Genomic DNA, 16,206 nt, shown 5'->3' on the forward strand with positions numbered 1-16,206 from the left:
AGCAGGTTTATGCGACTAATTTGCCTAAGTTTTTTATTTGACCTTTTTTGACCAAAAATGTATACTACTTTTTAGGTATTAGAAACTAAATTATGGTACACTATTTCTAAACGAAACCAAGGAGGAACTCTATTATGAATTTAATTCCTACAGTCATTGAACAATCATCACGAGGCGAAAGAGCTTACGATATCTACTCACGTTTATTGAAAGACCGTATCATCATGTTAAGCGGCCAAGTAACTGATGATCTTGCTAATTCGATCATCGCCCAATTGCTTTTCTTAGATGCTCAAGATTCTGAAAAAGATATCTATCTTTATATCAATTCTCCTGGTGGTTCAGTTACAGCAGGTATGGCTATCTACGACACAATGAACTTTGTCAAAGCAGATGTCCAAACAATCGTTATGGGTATGGCTGCTTCAATGGGAAGCTTCTTGCTGACAGCTGGTACAAAAGGGAAACGATTTGCTTTACCAAATGCTGAGATCATGATCCATCAACCTCTTGGCGGCGCTCAAGGTCAAGCAACTGAAATCGAAATTGCGGCACGTCATATTTTACAAACACGCGAACGCTTAAACAAAATTTTAGCTGAACGCACTGGCCAACCGCTTGAAGTGATTGAAAAAGATACAGACCGTGACAACTATATGACAGCTGAACAAGCAAAAGCATATGGATTGATTGATGAAGTCATGGAAAACAGTTCTTCATTAAATTAATCTGTTTCAAAGGAAGCTTTTTAAGCTCTCTTATCTAAACCAAAAAAAGGATGGCCAGCTCAAACTGACCATCCTTTTTTTATTTTTATGGATGCTACTGCCTATCTTTGCTCCTTGAATTTTCCTTGCGCATGCATCCGACCTATTTCGACATAATGCTGGATGTTTTCTTTGTTTTTTTGGATTTCTTCTTTTGTCAAAGGCCGGATCACTTTAGCTGGACGACCAAAAGCCAAGACATTAGGAGGAATAACTTTTCCTTCTGTTACTAATGATCCAGCACCAATCAAACTATTCTCACCAATAACCGCATGATTCAATATCGTGGTTCCCATCCCGATCAGCGCCCCTTTTTCGATTGTACAGCCGTGTAGCATGCACTGATGTCCTACCGTCACATTCTCCGCAATATCTACAGGTGCATCATGATCGACATGGACGATTGTACCATCTTGGATATTCGTTCTTTGTCCTACTTTTATCCAATTACTGTCCCCGCGTAAAACTGCTTGATACCAGATCGTCACATCTTCTGACAATGTCACGTCGCCAATCACTGTAGCATTTGATGCTATAAACCGTTCCATCTCTATTTTCTCCTTTCGTTTTTTTGTAGAAACTAATCCTATTGAATAAATGTATCATAGCATATATTTATTTTATAAGAAAAAACAGGTAAAACCTGCTCAGTCCAGATGCCTATTTGCGCTATCTGGTAAACTGACGTTTTACCTGTTTATTGTACCTCTATCTTTTCTTCTATTACTTTCTTCAAAACTAATTCGTACACTTCGATTTGTGCTGCCAAGCGTTCGATTTGAAACTCATTTTCAAAAAAATCAGCTGAATCAAATGGTTTTGTCTGACAGACGTGCGTTAAACGATCAATTTCTCTTTTGGCTTCAGTGATTTTTTCATTTAAAAACTGTTCCATCTCCGTGCCCTCACTTTTTTTGATAACCTTACTTTACCATTATCAAGAAAGGAGAACAAAAAATAAGTTTCAAACTGTTTTATCCTTCTATGATTTATCCTGCTTCCTCAGCAAATTGGCTGTTATACAGTTTTTCATAAAATCCGCCTTGTGCCAATAAACTCTCATGTGTTCCTTTTTCAATGATCTGACCTTGGTCCATCACTAGAATCAGATCTGCATCGCGTATCGTCGATAAACGGTGAGCAATGACAAAACTTGTCCGCCCCTCCATCACGCGATCCATCGCTTTTTGAATCAATGCTTCTAAACGAGTGTCTACTGAACTTGTCGCTTCATCCAAAATCAAAATTTTAGGATCTGAAACCACTGCTCGGGCAATCGTCAGCAACTGTTTTTGTCCTAAAGACACATTGTCTCCCTCAGCATTGATGGCCATCTCATATCCATCTGGCATTGTCCGGATAAAATGGTCTACGTTTGCTGTTTTTGCAGCATCTACTACTTCATAATCTGTCGCATCAAGCTTTCCAAAACGGATATTATCGGCAATCGTTCCTTGATAGAGCCATGCATCTTGTAAGACCATACCAAACAAGGAACGGACATCACTGCGGCTCATTGATTTGGTATCAATCCCGTCGATCCTGATAGCTCCTTTGTCTACGTCGTAAAAACGCATCAATAGATTGATCAAGGTCGTCTTGCCGGCACCAGTCGGACCGACGACAGCCACGGTTTGACCTGCTTTCACTTCAAAGTTCAAATCTTGGATCAATGGTTTCTTCGGATCATACGCAAAATCGACATGATCGAATGTCACATCTCCTAAAATCGTTTCTGGCAGTAAAACATCTACTTTGTTTTCTTTTTCTTCTGGCTCATCTAAAATCTCGAATACACGTTTTGTTGCCGCTGATGCACTTTGCAAAACAGAAGACAATTGTGTCACGTTCCCCATCGGCTGGCTGATTTGCCAAATATATTGGATGAACGCCTGAAGTTGACCAACAACGATTGCTCCAGTAATAACATAGAAACTTCCTAGAACAGCCATACCAATATAAGTAGCATAGGCAGTTAGTTGGACTAATGGCATCATCAACCCAGAAATGAACGCTGCGCGGAACCCAAAGTATTTCAAGCTGTGATTTACTTTTTTGAATCCTTCCAATGTTTCTTTTTCGCGTCCGTATACTTTCAATACACTGAAACCTGTCATATTTTCTTGAACGTAGCCGTTTAGCTCACCAAGCGAATTCTGCATGCTTTGAAAATATTTCTGCGAAGCATTGATCACTCGTTTGGAGATCCAGATCGATGTTGGAATCATGATCATAGAGATCAGCGCCATCATCGGCTGGATATAAAACATCATTGCTGCAGCCAACGTAATTCCCAATATCGCATTTACGATACCAATAAAAGCTTGTTGTAAAGCACCGCTGACTGCATCTACATCATTCGTCACACGAGACAAAATATTTCCTTGCTGGTTTTTATCGAAATAAGAAACCGGAAGACGATTGATTTTTTCTTCTATATCTCTTCGCAAATCATGCATGGCACTTTGAACGACATTTGTCATCAAAACACCAGAAAGCAATTGCGAAATACAATACCCTATTCCGACAACTGTGATCCAAATAAGACATTTGAATATATAAGAAAAATTGATTGATTCGCCATTGGCAATATTACGGCTGATTTCTGTAGTGGGAAGTCCTGTAACATATGGCAAAGCCACGTTGAAAGCCACTGTCAGAACTGTAAATAGGATCACTAGAAGAAAAGTCCCACGATACGTTCTGATATATCGAGCTAAACGTTTTAAGGAAGAAAAGGTTTTTTTCATGCTAGTTCCTCCTTTGATAATTGAGAAGCGGCAATATCATAATAAATCGGGCATTTTTCCAACAACTCCCGATGTGTCCCCATACCGACGACTTCTCCTTCATTTAATACGATGATCTTATCTGCATGCATGATCGTTCCCACACGTTGTGCTACGATCAATACAGTAGATTCTGTTGTTTCTTTTTTCAGACGAGCACGTAACTTCGCATCCGTTTGATAATCTAATGCAGAAAAGCTGTCATCAAAAATATAGATTTCCGGACGGCGTATGATGGCTCTGGCTATTGCCAATCGTTGTTTTTGTCCGCCTGAAAAATTGGAACCACCTTCTGATAAATGTTCGTCAAATCCATCTGGTTTTCGAGAAATGAATTCTGAAGCTTGAGCAATCTCAGCTGCACGTTCCATTTCTTCTTGTGTGGCATCTTCTTTCCCGTATCGCAAATTATCGGCAATCGTTCCAGTAAATAGCAGCGCTTTTTGCGGAATAAACCCAATCTTGTCTCGCAACTTGCTTAACCGATAATCTCTCACGTCTACTCCGTCGACCAAGATCTTTCCTTCACTCACATCATAAAAGCGAGGAATCAATTGAATCAACGTAGATTTTCCGCTACCGGTACTTCCAATAAAAGCAACGGTTTCTCCTGGAGAGGCTGTAAAACTGACATTTCGAATCACTGGCTCTTGCGAATGGCCTGGATAAGCAAATGTTACATTTTGAAATTCGATATACCCTTTAGTCTTCGTATCCGATATACCATTTGGATCTTCTACAATCGAAGGTTTGGCATCTAGTGCCTCTTGGATACGTCCAGCTGAAACGGCTGCTCTTGGATACATCATGAACACACTGGCAAATAACATGAATGAGAATAAGGCATGGAATATATACTCGATAAATGCAATCAAATCTCCTACCCGAAGTTCGCCAGCATCGATTTGCACTGCCCCGCTCCAAATGATCAATACCATCACGATATTAAATAAGAAATAAAAACCTGGTTGTGCAACAGCCATCAAACGGAACAAGCTTTTCGAACTAGCAGCATAATTCTCATTGACTACAGCAAAGCGTTTTTCTTCAAACTTTTCATTGACGAATGCACGAATCACACGCAATCCTGAAAGGTTTTCCCGCAAGATACTATTGATTTTATCTAAGTTTTTTTGTTGTTTTTTAGATAACGGCTCAGACACCTTAGCAATCGCTACGACCGCCAATAATAGCAAAGGCAATGCGCCTACTACATACAAGCTGAGTGTCACACTTGTACGCATGACCATGTACAAACTGACAACGAACATCATCGGCGCCATGAAACCGATACGTAAAATATTTTGCAGGAACAACATGATCTGATAAGCATCATTTGTTGTACGAGTGATCAAGGAAGATACGCCTAAATTTTCGTACTCCTGATGCGAATAGCTTTGGATCTTTTCGAACAAGTCATCTCGAATATCTGCTACGATATTGGTCGTGATCCTCGAACCAAAATAACCTAACAAGATATTCAAAATAATACCGATTACGGTAATAACGATCATAAATATCCCTTGCTGTTTCACATAATCAAAATCATCATTGCGGATTCCTACATCAATCATACGCGCTAAAATCGTAGGAAGTCCTAATTCAATCAAAATAAAACCGAATACGCATATAAAATTGAAAAACAAGAATTTCTTATAACGCATGGTATAATGCCACATTAGTTTCACTTTCTCATCTCCTTTTAATCTTTTGTTACATTTTCATTACTAAAAATGATAGCACAACGAACCTATTAATAGAACACTTCTCTCATAAAAAAGTCATTATGATTATAGTAAAATGATAAACGTTGATTTTTTCTTTCAATCTAGTTGATTTCTATACTTATTTGCTGTTTTATGCTAGAATAACAATTAATTGTTGTATATTTTTTATACAGAAGGTACGGTTGAAAAAATATCCGAACAGATGAGCAAAAACGAGGCTTGTCTCTTTGACTCGAATCCAGTATTCTAGTCAAAGCATATGAAAAACTAGGTGGCTTGTCCCCTCGTTTTGTGTTGTCTAAAAAAATCAACTAGCTAAATCACTGCTTTACGCAGATAAAGGAGACAAAACAATGATCTATAAAGTTTATTATCAAGAAACAAAAGTACGTAACCCTAAACGGGAAGAAACAAAATCTCTTTACATTGAGGCAAAAAGCGATGTAGACGCTCGCCAACGTGTGGAAGAAAATACCCCATACAATATTGAATTCGTTCAACTTCTAGAAGGAAGTCATCTAGAATACGAAAAAGAAAATGCTGATTTCTCATTAGTGGAGTTTTAATATGAAACTTTCCATCAAAAATAATGAGACAGGCGTCTTTGCTATTGGTGGATTAGGTGAAATCGGGAAAAATACGTATGGGGTACAATTCCAAGATGAAATCATTTTGATTGATGCCGGGATCAAGTTCCCGGAAGACGATCTACTTGGAATTGACTATGTCATTCCCGACTACAGCTACATCATACAAAACTTGCACAAAGTAAAAGCCCTAGTGATTACTCACGGACATGAAGACCACATCGGCGGAATACCCTACTTGCTAAAACAAGCAAATATTCCTATCTATGCTGGTCCTCTCGCATTAGCGTTGATCACGAACAAATTAGATGAGCATGGCTTGCTTCGAGAGGCAGAGCTTCATGAAATCAATGAAGATACGATTATTCGTTTTAGAAAAACTTCTGTCAGCTTTTTCAGAACGACTCATAGTATCCCAGACGCATTAGGGATCGTGGTAAAAACACCTTCTGGTAATATCGTAGCGACTGGAGACTTCAAGTTTGATTTCACTCCCGTCGGCGAACCAGCAAACTTGCATAAAATGGCTCGTATCGGGGAAGAAGGTGTCTTGTGCCTTTTATCTGATAGTACAAATGCTGAGATTCCAACATTTACTAAATCAGAAAAAACGATTGGTCATTCTATCTTGAAGATCTTTTCAAAAATCGAAGGTCGTATTATTTTTGCCAGCTTTGCTTCTAATATCTTCCGTTTGCAGCAAGCAGCAGATGCCGCTGTGGCGACTGGTCGTAAAATCGCTGTTTTCGGACGTAGCATGGAAAATGCCATTGTCAATGGCCAACGTTTAGGATATATCAAAGTTCCAGACGGCACATTTGTAGATGCACATGAAATCAATCGCTTGCCTGCTAACGAAACGATGATCCTATGTACAGGTTCTCAAGGGGAAGCGATGGCCGCTTTGAGCCGTATTGCAAATGGTACCCACCGTCAAATCCAAATCCAGCCAGACGATACAGTGATCTTTTCAAGTTCACCTATCCCTGGTAATACAACAAGTGTCAATCATTTGATCAACTTGCTGTCTGAAGCTGGCGCAGAAGTAATCCATGGAAAAATCAATAACATCCATACTTCCGGTCACGGTGGACAAGAAGAACAAAAATTGATGCTTCGCTTGATGAAACCAAAATATTTTATCCCTGTCCATGGAGAATTCCGCATGCTGAAAGTCCATGCTTCTCTAGCACAAGATGTAGGTGTTCCTGCAGAAAACTGCTTCATCATGGAAAATGGCGATGTTTTAGCGTTAACTAGCGATTCTGCACGTCCAGCTGGGCATTTTGTGGCTGGAGATGTGTATATCGATGGTAGCGGGATCGGCGATATCGGTAATGTCGTTTTACGTGACCGTCACTTGCTTTCAGAAGAAGGTCTTGTATTAGCTGTTGCAACAGTAGATATCAAGAAAAAAGAAATCTTGGCTGGTCCAGATATTCTCTCTCGTGGATTTGTCTACATGCGAGAATCAGGAGAAATGATCAATGAAGCTCAGCGAATCTTATTCCATGCTTTAAGAGAATGTTTAAATGGACCTGACTGTTCAGAATATAAATTGAAAGAAGCGATGACTGGCGCACTTCAGCCATTCTTATTCGAACGTACAGAAAGACATCCAATGATTTTACCGATGGTCATGACACCAGATGAAGAATAAGTAAGAGGGTGTGAAATTAGTGCCCTGACCTGAGTATAAGAGAAACCAAACGGAAAACAGGACAAGTTGTTTTTATTTGGCTGTTCTTATTGCTTGATACAGGGCAGCTTTTTCACAACCTCTTAAAATTTATTTACTTTTTCATACAAAAAATACCTGCCACAAGAGAAATTTCCTCTTGTGGCAGGTATTTTTGTTACTCGCTTTGTTCTCTCGTAAAAATTGATGCCTACCATCAATTTGATTTACAGATAAAATTAAGCTTTTACAACGTTTGCAGCTTGTGGGCCACGGTCTGATTCTTCAACGTCAAAAGTCACTGCTTGACCTTCTTCTAATGTTTTGAATCCGTCACCTTGGATAGCAGAGAAGTGTACGAATACGTCGCTTCCATCTTCACGTGAGATAAATCCAAATCCTTTTTCAGCGTTGAACCATTTTACTGTTCCGTTTTCCATAATAATATCCTCCTCGTGCCAAAAGCACTTATTTAAATTGTAACATTGCTCGTGTACGATAGAGGTGCAACAGATGTTTCAACTTCTATTCCCAAACAAAATTACAATATAATTGTACACTTGCTTCATTTTTTTTGCAAGAAAGCAACTTACTTCTCTTCCATTAATCCTTCTTCTCTCAAACTAAAATATCGTTTACGTCCGATGATCAAATGATCCAGTACAGTGATACCCATCATTTCTCCGCACTTTTGTATCCTTTTAGTAAAATTCATATCCTGTTGTGATGGAATAACATTACCAGAAGGATGATTATGTGCTAAAACGATTCTTGCCGCGCAGTAACGTACGGCATAATGGAATATTTCTCTAGGATGAGCGACTGACTGATTCAGCGAACCGATGAACACTGTCTTTTTTAAGATCACTTGATTCTTCGTGTCCAAATAAATACAAATCAAATGTTCCTGTTTGTGATCTTTCATTTCCAGAATCAATTGTTGTGCCAGTTCATAGCTAGTACGAATGGCGGGAGATGCTCTTTCTTGGTCCGTCTGAATGCGGCGGCCTAACTCGATCAAGGCTTTGATTTCGATTGCTTTCACACGTCCTATCCCTCGAATCTCTTCTAACTCATGCAAAGTAGCCTGTCGTAAAGAAGCCAATCCTCCAAACGTTTTTAACAGATTGCCGGCAATCGACATCACACTATGAGGGTGCTGACCAGTACGCAGTAAAATTGCTAAAAGCTCCTGATCCGATAAAGCTTCAGCTCCATAAATTTCCATACGTTCCCTTGGTAAAGAGCTAGTTGGTACTTCTTTGATCAATCGTTTTTCCAAAAAAACATCTCCTTTCTATCTTTTCTAAAATAAGATACGAAAAGAGATGGATTTTTATTTTATCAATGCAGGGATTTCATGCAAAGAAGAAACGACCCCAGCCGTTTTTTTGATCAATTCTTGGGAAGGCGGAAGCAAATCTGGAACCATGACTACAGGGATCTCAGCCGCAGAAGCTGCTAAAATACCATTTTGTGAATCTTCTAAAATCAATGTTTCTTTCTTAGCTGTACCTAATTTCTGATTGGCTAATAAAAAAATTTCCGGATCTGGTTTTGCTCGTTGGACATTCTCTGCGGAAACAATCGTCTCAAATCGTTCAAACAGATTGTTCTTCTTCAATAAAAGTTCAATGACAGCTCGTTGGTTACTGGAAGCGACAACTTTGGGAATCTGATGTTCTTCTAAAAAAGAGAGGAGTTCCAACACACCTGGCTTCATTTGTACGGCTCCTTTTGAAAAGCGCTCAAGCGTTTCCTGATATGAATCGTCTATGAATTTTTGTACGCTTGTTTTACCGAATTCCGCAAAAATCATATGATAATTCGCCCACACTTCTTCATCGGAAACACCTAAGAATTTTAAATACAGGTCTTTATCATAAGGAAAACCCATCCTATCTGCTACTACTTGTGAAGCCTCGTAATATACTAACTCTGTGTCAAACAATAAACCATCCATATCAAAAATCACTGCATTATACTTCATGGTCTCCTCCTAATTGTATTAATAAATGACGAACTTCTGAAATGAAATAAAGCGAACCGGTCACAACTAATACATCTTCATTTGTCATCTTTTCCAATATATCTGCTAATCCGAATTGCCACAATGAAACGATTGATACTCTCTCACTTGCTAAATCTGATACTTCACTTAATTCGATAGCTTTTGGATGTTCAAAGGTCGTCAAATAAATATGGACATTTGGTACTTGTTGCAGTCGTTCTAGCATTTCTCTAACATTTTTAGTTCGTAAGGCGGAAAACAAAATGTTGATTTGATATCCTTTGAATTCTTTTTTCAAATTCTCAACAAGCCGGTTCATTGCATGCGTATTATGGGCACCATCTAAAACAACTAATGGCTCGTTACTCAAACGCTCCATTCTTCCTGGCCATCGAGATTTCTTCAACCCCTTCAAAACATCTTTTTCTCGAAAAGGCAGCTTTTCCAATTGACAGTAAACAAAATACAATTCGATGGCTACTCCTGCATTTTCAGCTTGATGTTGTCCTAAAAGCGGCGTGGTTAGTTGAGGGATTTTCCCTGCTTCATTAAAGAATTCAAATACTTCTCCCCAAGTCTCATCAGGATGCAGATAGTTTATTTTATAATTTTCCCCGTATACATAAAGCATCGCATTTTTTTCTTTAGCTGTTTGTTTGATGACATTAAAAGCTTCTGGGCCGATGTTTCCTGTGACAACTGGAACGCCTTGTTTGATGATTCCTGCTTTTTGCGCAGCGATTTCTTCAATCGTCTCTCCAAGTATCTCGGTATGATCAAGCCCAATCGTTGTTATTCCAGTTAGCATCGGTACAGCTACATTGGTAGAATCCAATAAGCCACCTAAGCCCACTTCAATAATCGCTACGTCTACTTTCTTCATCAAAAAATAATCAAATGCCATTGCTGTTAATGTCTCAAATTCAGTGATACCAGCTACTGCTTCAAATTGATCAAGTTGTTTGATCAGCGGCTGATATTTTTTTACAAGCTGGATCAAGTCATTGTCTGGGATACTTTTGCCATTGATTGCAATCCGTTCATTGAACGTTTCGATATAAGGTGAAGTAAACGTTCCAACTATCAGACCAGCTTCTTCTAATAGGCTTCTCAAATAGGCTACAGTAGACCCTTTTCCGTTTGTTCCAGCGATATGGATCGTTTTTACTTTCCTCTCCGGATGACCTACCACTTCTAATAAAGCTTCGACTCGGTCAAGACCAGGACGTGAACCAAATGGTAATCGACTATGGATCCATTCTATTGCTTCTTCAATCGTCATCAACAATTCCCCCATTTCTCTTTTATTATAACAAATAGAAGACATAAGAAAAATAAAAGGACGATAGAGAGAAAAATCTGCTCCGGATACATGATAAATCGCTCTTTTTTCTAAGTAATCAGAGTAGACTAAAAAAGAGGATGCGACAATAATCATGTCACATCCCCTTATTCGGAATAAGTGGTGTTCCCCGCTTTTATTGAATAGTACGCAAACTTTCGATTCGTTCTTTGACAGCCGTTTGCTTCTCTAAATAATCTTTTTCTTTTGCACGTTCTGCCTCTACTACTTCTTCCGGCGCATTAGAAACAAACCGTTCATTAGAAAGTTTTCCTTGGACACGTTTCACTTCGCTTGTCCATTTTTCCAGTTCTTTTTCTAATCGTTTGATTTCCTCTTCGATATTGATTAATCCTGCTAACGGCAAGAAGATTTCTGCACCTGTCAGAACAGCTGACATCGCTAGATCTGGTGCAGTGATCTCACTTGATATCGTCAACTCTTCTGGGTTGCAGAAGCGTTCGATGTAGCTTGTATTTTCAACTAAAAATTGATCGATTTTAGCATCGTTTGTTTTGATTAATAATGTGATTGGTTTAGACAATGGTGTATTCACTTCTGAACGAATATTTCGAACGGCTCGAATCAATTCCTTCAATACTTCCATTCCTTTAGAAGCAGTTTCATCGTCAAACTCTGGACGTACCACAGGATATTCTGCTACTACTAGAGAATTTCCTTGATGAGGAATATGTTCCCATATTTCTTCTGTGACGAATGGCATGATTGGATGCAACAAACGCAAAATCTGATCCAAGGTATGGACTAGGATACTACGTGTTGTTTGTTTTGAAACAGCATCATCTCCATAAAGTACTTCTTTGCTCATTTCGATATACCAGTCACAAAAATCATCCCAGATAAAGTTATACAGTTGTCTACCGGCTTCACCAAATTCAAATCGATCAAATAATTCAGTTACACGTGCGACTGTTTCGTTCAAACGTGTAAGAATCCAACGGTCAGCCACTGATTTTTCTCCAGATAAATCGATCTCTTCTACGGTCATACCTTCGATATTCATGATAACGAAACGTGAAGCATTCCAGATTTTATTGATAAAGTTCCATGAAGCATCCATTTTTTCATAGCTGAAGCGAACATCTTGCCCTGGTGCAGAACCATTCGATAAGAACCAACGAAGAGCATCTGCTCCATACTTTTCGATTACTTCCATCGGATCGATCCCATTACCTAATGATTTACTCATCTTCCGCCCTTGTTCGTCACGAATCAATCCATGGATCAAGACATTCTCAAATGGTCGTTCGCCAGTAAATTCCAAACTTTGGAAGATCATTCGGCTTACCCAGAAGAAAATGATGTCATAACCAGTTACTAAGGTGCTAGTAGGGAAGTACCGCTTATAATCTTCGCTTTCCGTGTCTGGCCAGCCCATCGTTGAAAAAGGCCACAATGCTGAACTAAACCAAGTGTCTAAAACATCCGGATCTTGGACCCAGTTTTCACTATCAGCTGGTACTTCCATCCCTACATACATTTCACCTGTTTCTTTGTGATACCATGCAGGGATTTGATGTCCCCACCATAATTGTCGTGAAATTACCCAGTCATGGACATTTTCCATCCAACGTAAAAATGTTTGATTGAATCTTGGAGGGAAGAATTCCACTGCTTGATCTGTTTCTTGGTTATCAATGGCTTTTTTTGCTAACGGCGCCATTTTTACAAACCATTGAGTAGACAATCGAGGTTCGACAACGACACCTGTCCGCTCGGAATGTCCCACACTATGGACCATCGTATCGATTTTGATCAATCGGCCGATTTCTTTTAGATCTTGCACGATTGCTTTACGAGCAGCGAAACGATCCATTCCAGCATATTTTCCTGCTAGTTCATTCATCGTGCCATCATCATCCATCACATTCACTCGTGGGAGATCATGACGATTACCTACCTCAAAGTCGTTTGGATCATGTGCTGGAGTGATTTTTACTACACCTGTCCCAAACTCCATATCTACATATTCATCTGCAATGATTGGGATTTCTTTATTGACTAAAGGTAGAATCACTTTTTTGCCGATCAGCGCTTGATAACGCTCGTCTTCTGGGTGAACAGCAATCGCCGTATCTCCCAACATCGTTTCTGGCCGGGTCGTCGCAATTTCTACTACGCCTGATCCATCTGCCAGTTCATAGCTCATATGGTAAAAGGCGCCTTCGATGTCTTTATGAATAACTTCGATATCAGATAGAGCTGTTCGTGCTTGAGGGTCCCAATTGATGATGTATTCACCGCGATAGATCAACCCTTTTTCATATAAGGTAACAAAAACTTTACGTACTGCTTCAGATAATCCGTCATCTAATGTAAAACGTTCTCTGCTGTAATCTAAAGATAAGCCCATTTTAGCCCACTGTTCACGGATATGGTTTGCATACTCTTCTTTCCATTCCCACACTTGATCGATGAACTTTTCACGACCTAGATCATAGCGAGAAATGCCTTGCTCTCTAAGCTTTGCTTCTACCTTTGCTTGTGTCGCGATTCCTGCATGGTCCATACCAGGCAACCATAAAGTATCGTATCCTTGCATTCTCTTTTGACGAATCAGCATATCTTGCAAGGTCGTATCCCAAGCATGCCCTAAATGAAGTTTTCCAGTAACATTTGGGGGTGGGATCACGATTGAATAAGGTTTTGCTTTTTTATCTCCGCTCGGTTTAAACAAATCTTGTTCTAACCAATGCTGATAACGTCCAGCTTCAACTTCTTGCGGGTTATATTTTGTTGATAGGTTATTTTCTTCCGTCATGCTGTTTTCCTCCTTTAAACTAAAAAACGTCCTAAAATACTTTCGTATTTTAGGACGTATGATTTACGCGGTACCACCTAAATTGCAATAATCAATCATTATTGCCTCTCCAGTGAGTTAACGATCACGACTCGTCTATCTCTACTCCATTCAAGACAGAAACTCCCAAGCTACCTTCACTGGTTGTCATTGAGAACCTTTCAGCAGATAGTTCTCTCTCTAAGAATGAATGTGCCAGTTACTCCTCTTGTTCAGCGTTATGCTTCATTCTACAATGGTTTTTTTTTTTAGTCAACAAGTGGTCGTGAAAAAACCACTTCATTTAGTATTAAAAAATTTTTGAAAGAATTACAATGGATCCTCGCAAGATCAATAAGCCTACTCAAATTTTCCTAAGAAAAAACTTCTGAGTAATTCTCATCAAAGTAAATAAGCGTCTGTAACTCGGTTGTCAAATCAATGTATTGAACATTGACATAAGCTGGGACAGTTACTCGGTCAGGTGCAAAGTTAAGGATAGCGGTTACATTCCCTTTGACAATTTCATCAATAGCAGATTGTGAATATTTACTTGGTACCGTAGAGATTGCTACTGTCACATTTTTTGCTTTGGCTATCTCCGCGAAACGATCAATCGGATAGATCATCTCTCCATCAATGACTCGATTGATCAGTGCTGGATCATTATCAAAGACGCACACGATATTTAGATTTTCATTTCTTCTAAAATTGTTGTGTTTCAATGCTTTGCCAAGATTTCCGTATCCGACTAATGCGATTCGTTTTTCTTCTTTAGTATTAAGGATATTATTGAATACATCGATAAGGAAAGGGACATCATAGCCATATCCGCTTCTGCCTAGCTCGCCTAATTGCGAGAAGTCTCTGCGGATCGTTGCAGAAGGAATTTGGGTGATTTCGCTGAACTCATTTGATTTGATTCTACTTATGCCTGAGTCATCTAGCATCTTTAAATAGCGTAAATATAAAGGTAACCTTTTCGCAGTTGCTTTTGGCAGTGTATCTGTTTTTTCTCGCATAACGACTCTCCTTGTTAATAATTTCACATATTTAGTGTAACATGTTTCTAACCCGGGAGCAAGGTTACAGGTAGGAAGGAAAAGGGTGTGAGACAAATAAAACGACCCAAAAATTAACTATTTGGGTCGCTATTTCATGGAAAATTCTCTTTTTTATCATTTATCAGCTAATCTTCGACATTAGTTCAAAAACGGTAAAATATATGGAGCTATTTTTCCGTTTTGTTTCTCTAATACTCAGGTAAAAACACTGATTTCACAACCTATAGCAATTCTGAAAATTCTTCAGTTTTTTCATTAGAAGATTCTGCTTGTATCTCTTCCACCTTCAAGCCAGCTAGTGCTCGTTGGATCATTTCATCTATTGCTAAACGCTCTTCATATTGATGGACCTTTTCCAGTTGAGGGCGTGTTTTTGGCTGTGGAGGAGCAAAAATCGTACAGCAGTCTTCAAAAGGCTGGATAGAAAGATTAAATGTATCGATCTGTTCTGCTACTTCAATGATTTCAAGTTTATCCATTGTCGCTACAGGCCGAATGATTGGCGTATTCGTTACTTCATTGATAGCCACCATACTTTGCAAGGTTTGTGAAGCCACTTGACCTAATGATTCGCCATTCAAAATAACTAGACCATGACGAATACGGCGAATTTCATCGGTCAACCGCAACATCATTCGACGAGTGATCGTCATCCAATATCCTTGTGGCACTGATTTTTTGATTTCTTCTTGAATCTCGGTAAATGGCACTTCAATAAAATGGATTGTTCCTACATAAGGTGCTAGTTTCGCTGTTAAGTCTTTTGCTTTTTGCAGTGCTTGTTCACTTGTATACGGCGGACTAGCAAAATGAACAGCTTCGATTTCCACTCCCCGCTTCATTGCAAAATATCCTGCAACAGGAGAATCAATCCCGCCAGAAAGCATGAGCATTCCTTTTCCGCTTGTTCCTACAGGCAACCCGCCAGCTCCTTTGATCGTTTCATACGACAGATAAGCGCCGTCACGACGAATCTCTACACGTAATGGAATATCGGGCTGACGCATTTGAACTTGGATATGAGGGAAAATATCAAAAACAGCATTGCCTAATGTTTGATTCAATTCATTACTTGTCAATTCAAATTGGTGATCGCTTCTTTTAGCGATAATTTTAAATGTTTCTTTCCCTGTATAAATTTCTTTCATGATGTCTTGAACAGCTTGTTTCAAAACTTCGACATCTTTTTCTACCCGAATACTCGGAGAAAAATTTTGGATCCCAAATATTTTTGCTAGTTTTGGAATAACTAGCTGACTGTCTGCACCATTCAACAAAAGATGCATCCGGTCGCGATCAGCATGGATTTTGATTTCTGGAAATTCTTTCAAAGCTTGTCTGACATTTTGTGCTAGTTGCATGATAAAGCTTTTTCGATTCTTTCCTTTTGTCGAAAGCTCTCCATAACGGACCATAATTTCACTATATTTCACAAGAACAC

Annotated in this window: 14 protein-coding genes and 1 other annotated feature; of the genes, 3 read left to right on the plus strand and 11 right to left on the minus strand. The window is 39.2% G+C overall.

Features of this window, described 5'->3' with window-relative positions:
* The first annotated feature begins 134 nt into the window (after positions 1–134).
* Positions 135–728: an ATP-dependent Clp endopeptidase proteolytic subunit ClpP gene (gene clpP, locus KFO35_RS08375; protein WP_002289402.1), complete on the plus strand. Its 594-nt coding sequence runs from the start codon at positions 135–137 to the stop codon at positions 726–728.
* A gap of 101 nt (positions 729–829) precedes the next feature.
* On the opposite strand, the gene KFO35_RS08380 is transcribed toward clpP, so the two are convergent.
* From KFO35_RS08380 to efrA, 4 genes are all read right to left on the minus strand, one after another.
* Positions 830–1,315, minus strand: coding sequence for a gamma carbonic anhydrase family protein (locus KFO35_RS08380; protein ID WP_002310223.1), 486 nt, complete (start codon positions 1,313–1,315; stop codon positions 830–832).
* Positions 1,316–1,464: 149 nt separating this feature from the next.
* Complete coding sequence (locus tag KFO35_RS08385; protein ID WP_002315450.1) at positions 1,465–1,662, minus strand: hypothetical protein; 198 nt, start codon at positions 1,660–1,662, stop codon at positions 1,465–1,467.
* A gap of 94 nt (positions 1,663–1,756) precedes the next feature.
* Positions 1,757–3,517: a multidrug efflux ABC transporter subunit EfrB gene (efrB, locus tag KFO35_RS08390; RefSeq protein ID WP_156272245.1), complete on the minus strand. Its 1,761-nt coding sequence runs from the start codon at positions 3,515–3,517 to the stop codon at positions 1,757–1,759.
* Positions 3,514–5,244 (minus strand): multidrug efflux ABC transporter subunit EfrA, encoded by a 1,731-nt coding sequence (gene efrA, locus KFO35_RS08395; protein ID WP_002314241.1) that lies wholly within the window; start codon positions 5,242–5,244, stop codon positions 3,514–3,516. Before efrA ends, efrB begins: the two co-directional genes overlap by 4 nt.
* 392 nt (positions 5,245–5,636) lie before the next feature.
* On the opposite strand from efrA, the gene KFO35_RS08400 reads away from it, so the two are divergent.
* Both KFO35_RS08400 and rnjA read left to right on the plus strand, forming a co-directional pair.
* Entirely contained in the window at positions 5,637–5,849 is a 213-nt protein-coding gene (locus KFO35_RS08400; protein WP_002287947.1) for a DNA-directed RNA polymerase subunit epsilon, read from the plus strand.
* A 1-nt stretch (position 5,850) separates the two neighbouring features.
* A complete protein-coding gene (gene rnjA / locus KFO35_RS08405) occupies positions 5,851–7,530 on the plus strand; it encodes a ribonuclease J1 (protein WP_002310218.1) in 1,680 nt (559 codons plus the stop codon).
* Positions 7,531–7,787: 257 nt separating this feature from the next.
* Here the strand turns inward: rnjA and KFO35_RS08410 are convergent, their stop codons facing one another.
* The 7 genes from KFO35_RS08410 to thiI all read right to left on the minus strand — a co-directional run bounded on the left by KFO35_RS08410 (position 7,788) and on the right by thiI (position 16,198).
* Positions 7,788–7,988: a cold-shock protein gene (locus KFO35_RS08410; protein ID WP_002294067.1), complete on the minus strand. Its 201-nt coding sequence runs from the start codon at positions 7,986–7,988 to the stop codon at positions 7,788–7,790.
* A gap of 149 nt (positions 7,989–8,137) precedes the next feature.
* The gene (gene radC, locus KFO35_RS08415) at positions 8,138–8,830 is read right to left on the minus strand and encodes a RadC family protein (protein WP_002315453.1); all 693 of its coding nucleotides are present in this window, start codon (positions 8,828–8,830) and stop codon (positions 8,138–8,140) included.
* Positions 8,831–8,884: 54 nt separating this feature from the next.
* A complete protein-coding gene (locus KFO35_RS08420) occupies positions 8,885–9,538 on the minus strand; it encodes an HAD family hydrolase (protein WP_002315454.1) in 654 nt (217 codons plus the stop codon).
* On the minus strand, positions 9,528–10,841 hold the full coding sequence (locus KFO35_RS08425) for a bifunctional folylpolyglutamate synthase/dihydrofolate synthase (protein WP_024636474.1): 1,314 nt from the start codon (positions 10,839–10,841) through the stop codon (positions 9,528–9,530). Before KFO35_RS08425 ends, KFO35_RS08420 begins: the two co-directional genes overlap by 11 nt.
* Before the next feature lie 196 nt (positions 10,842–11,037).
* The gene (locus tag KFO35_RS08430; RefSeq protein ID WP_156272247.1) at positions 11,038–13,683 is read right to left on the minus strand and encodes a valine--tRNA ligase; all 2,646 of its coding nucleotides are present in this window, start codon (positions 13,681–13,683) and stop codon (positions 11,038–11,040) included.
* A 47-nt stretch (positions 13,684–13,730) separates the two neighbouring features.
* Positions 13,731–13,947, minus strand: a binding site (T-box leader).
* Positions 13,948–14,075: 128 nt separating this feature from the next.
* Positions 14,076–14,723 (minus strand): redox-sensing transcriptional repressor Rex, encoded by a 648-nt coding sequence (locus KFO35_RS08435; protein ID WP_002287954.1) that lies wholly within the window; start codon positions 14,721–14,723, stop codon positions 14,076–14,078.
* A gap of 263 nt (positions 14,724–14,986) precedes the next feature.
* Entirely contained in the window at positions 14,987–16,198 is a 1,212-nt protein-coding gene (gene thiI / locus KFO35_RS08440) for a tRNA uracil 4-sulfurtransferase ThiI (protein WP_002315457.1), read from the minus strand.
* Positions 16,199–16,206: the final 8 nt, after the last annotated feature.

Source organism: Enterococcus lactis (assembly GCF_015751045.1).
Classification (GTDB): domain Bacteria; phylum Bacillota; class Bacilli; order Lactobacillales; family Enterococcaceae; genus Enterococcus_B; species Enterococcus_B lactis.

Bases quoted from the DNA above. Each gene is read 5' to 3' on its own strand.
- clpP (WP_002289402.1), top strand. From the start codon at position 135: ATGAATTTAATTCCTACAGTCATTGAACAATCATCACGAGGCGAAAGA.
- KFO35_RS08380 (WP_002310223.1), bottom strand. From the start codon at position 1,315: ATGGAACGGTTTATAGCATCAAATGCTACAGTGATTGGCGACGTGACA.
- KFO35_RS08385 (WP_002315450.1), bottom strand. From the start codon at position 1,662: ATGGAACAGTTTTTAAATGAAAAAATCACTGAAGCCAAAAGAGAAATT.
- efrB (WP_156272245.1), bottom strand. From the start codon at position 3,517: ATGAAAAAAACCTTTTCTTCCTTAAAACGTTTAGCTCGATATATCAGA.
- KFO35_RS08400 (WP_002287947.1), top strand. From the start codon at position 5,637: ATGATCTATAAAGTTTATTATCAAGAAACAAAAGTACGTAACCCTAAA.
- rnjA (WP_002310218.1), top strand. From the start codon at position 5,851: ATGAAACTTTCCATCAAAAATAATGAGACAGGCGTCTTTGCTATTGGT.
- KFO35_RS08410 (WP_002294067.1), bottom strand. From the start codon at position 7,988: ATGGAAAACGGAACAGTAAAATGGTTCAACGCTGAAAAAGGATTTGGA.
- KFO35_RS08420 (WP_002315454.1), bottom strand. From the start codon at position 9,538: ATGAAGTATAATGCAGTGATTTTTGATATGGATGGTTTATTGTTTGAC.
- KFO35_RS08425 (WP_024636474.1), bottom strand. From the start codon at position 10,841: ATGACGATTGAAGAAGCAATAGAATGGATCCATAGTCGATTACCATTT.
- KFO35_RS08430 (WP_156272247.1), bottom strand. From the start codon at position 13,683: ATGACGGAAGAAAATAACCTATCAACAAAATATAACCCGCAAGAAGTT.
- KFO35_RS08435 (WP_002287954.1), bottom strand. From the start codon at position 14,723: ATGCGAGAAAAAACAGATACACTGCCAAAAGCAACTGCGAAAAGGTTA.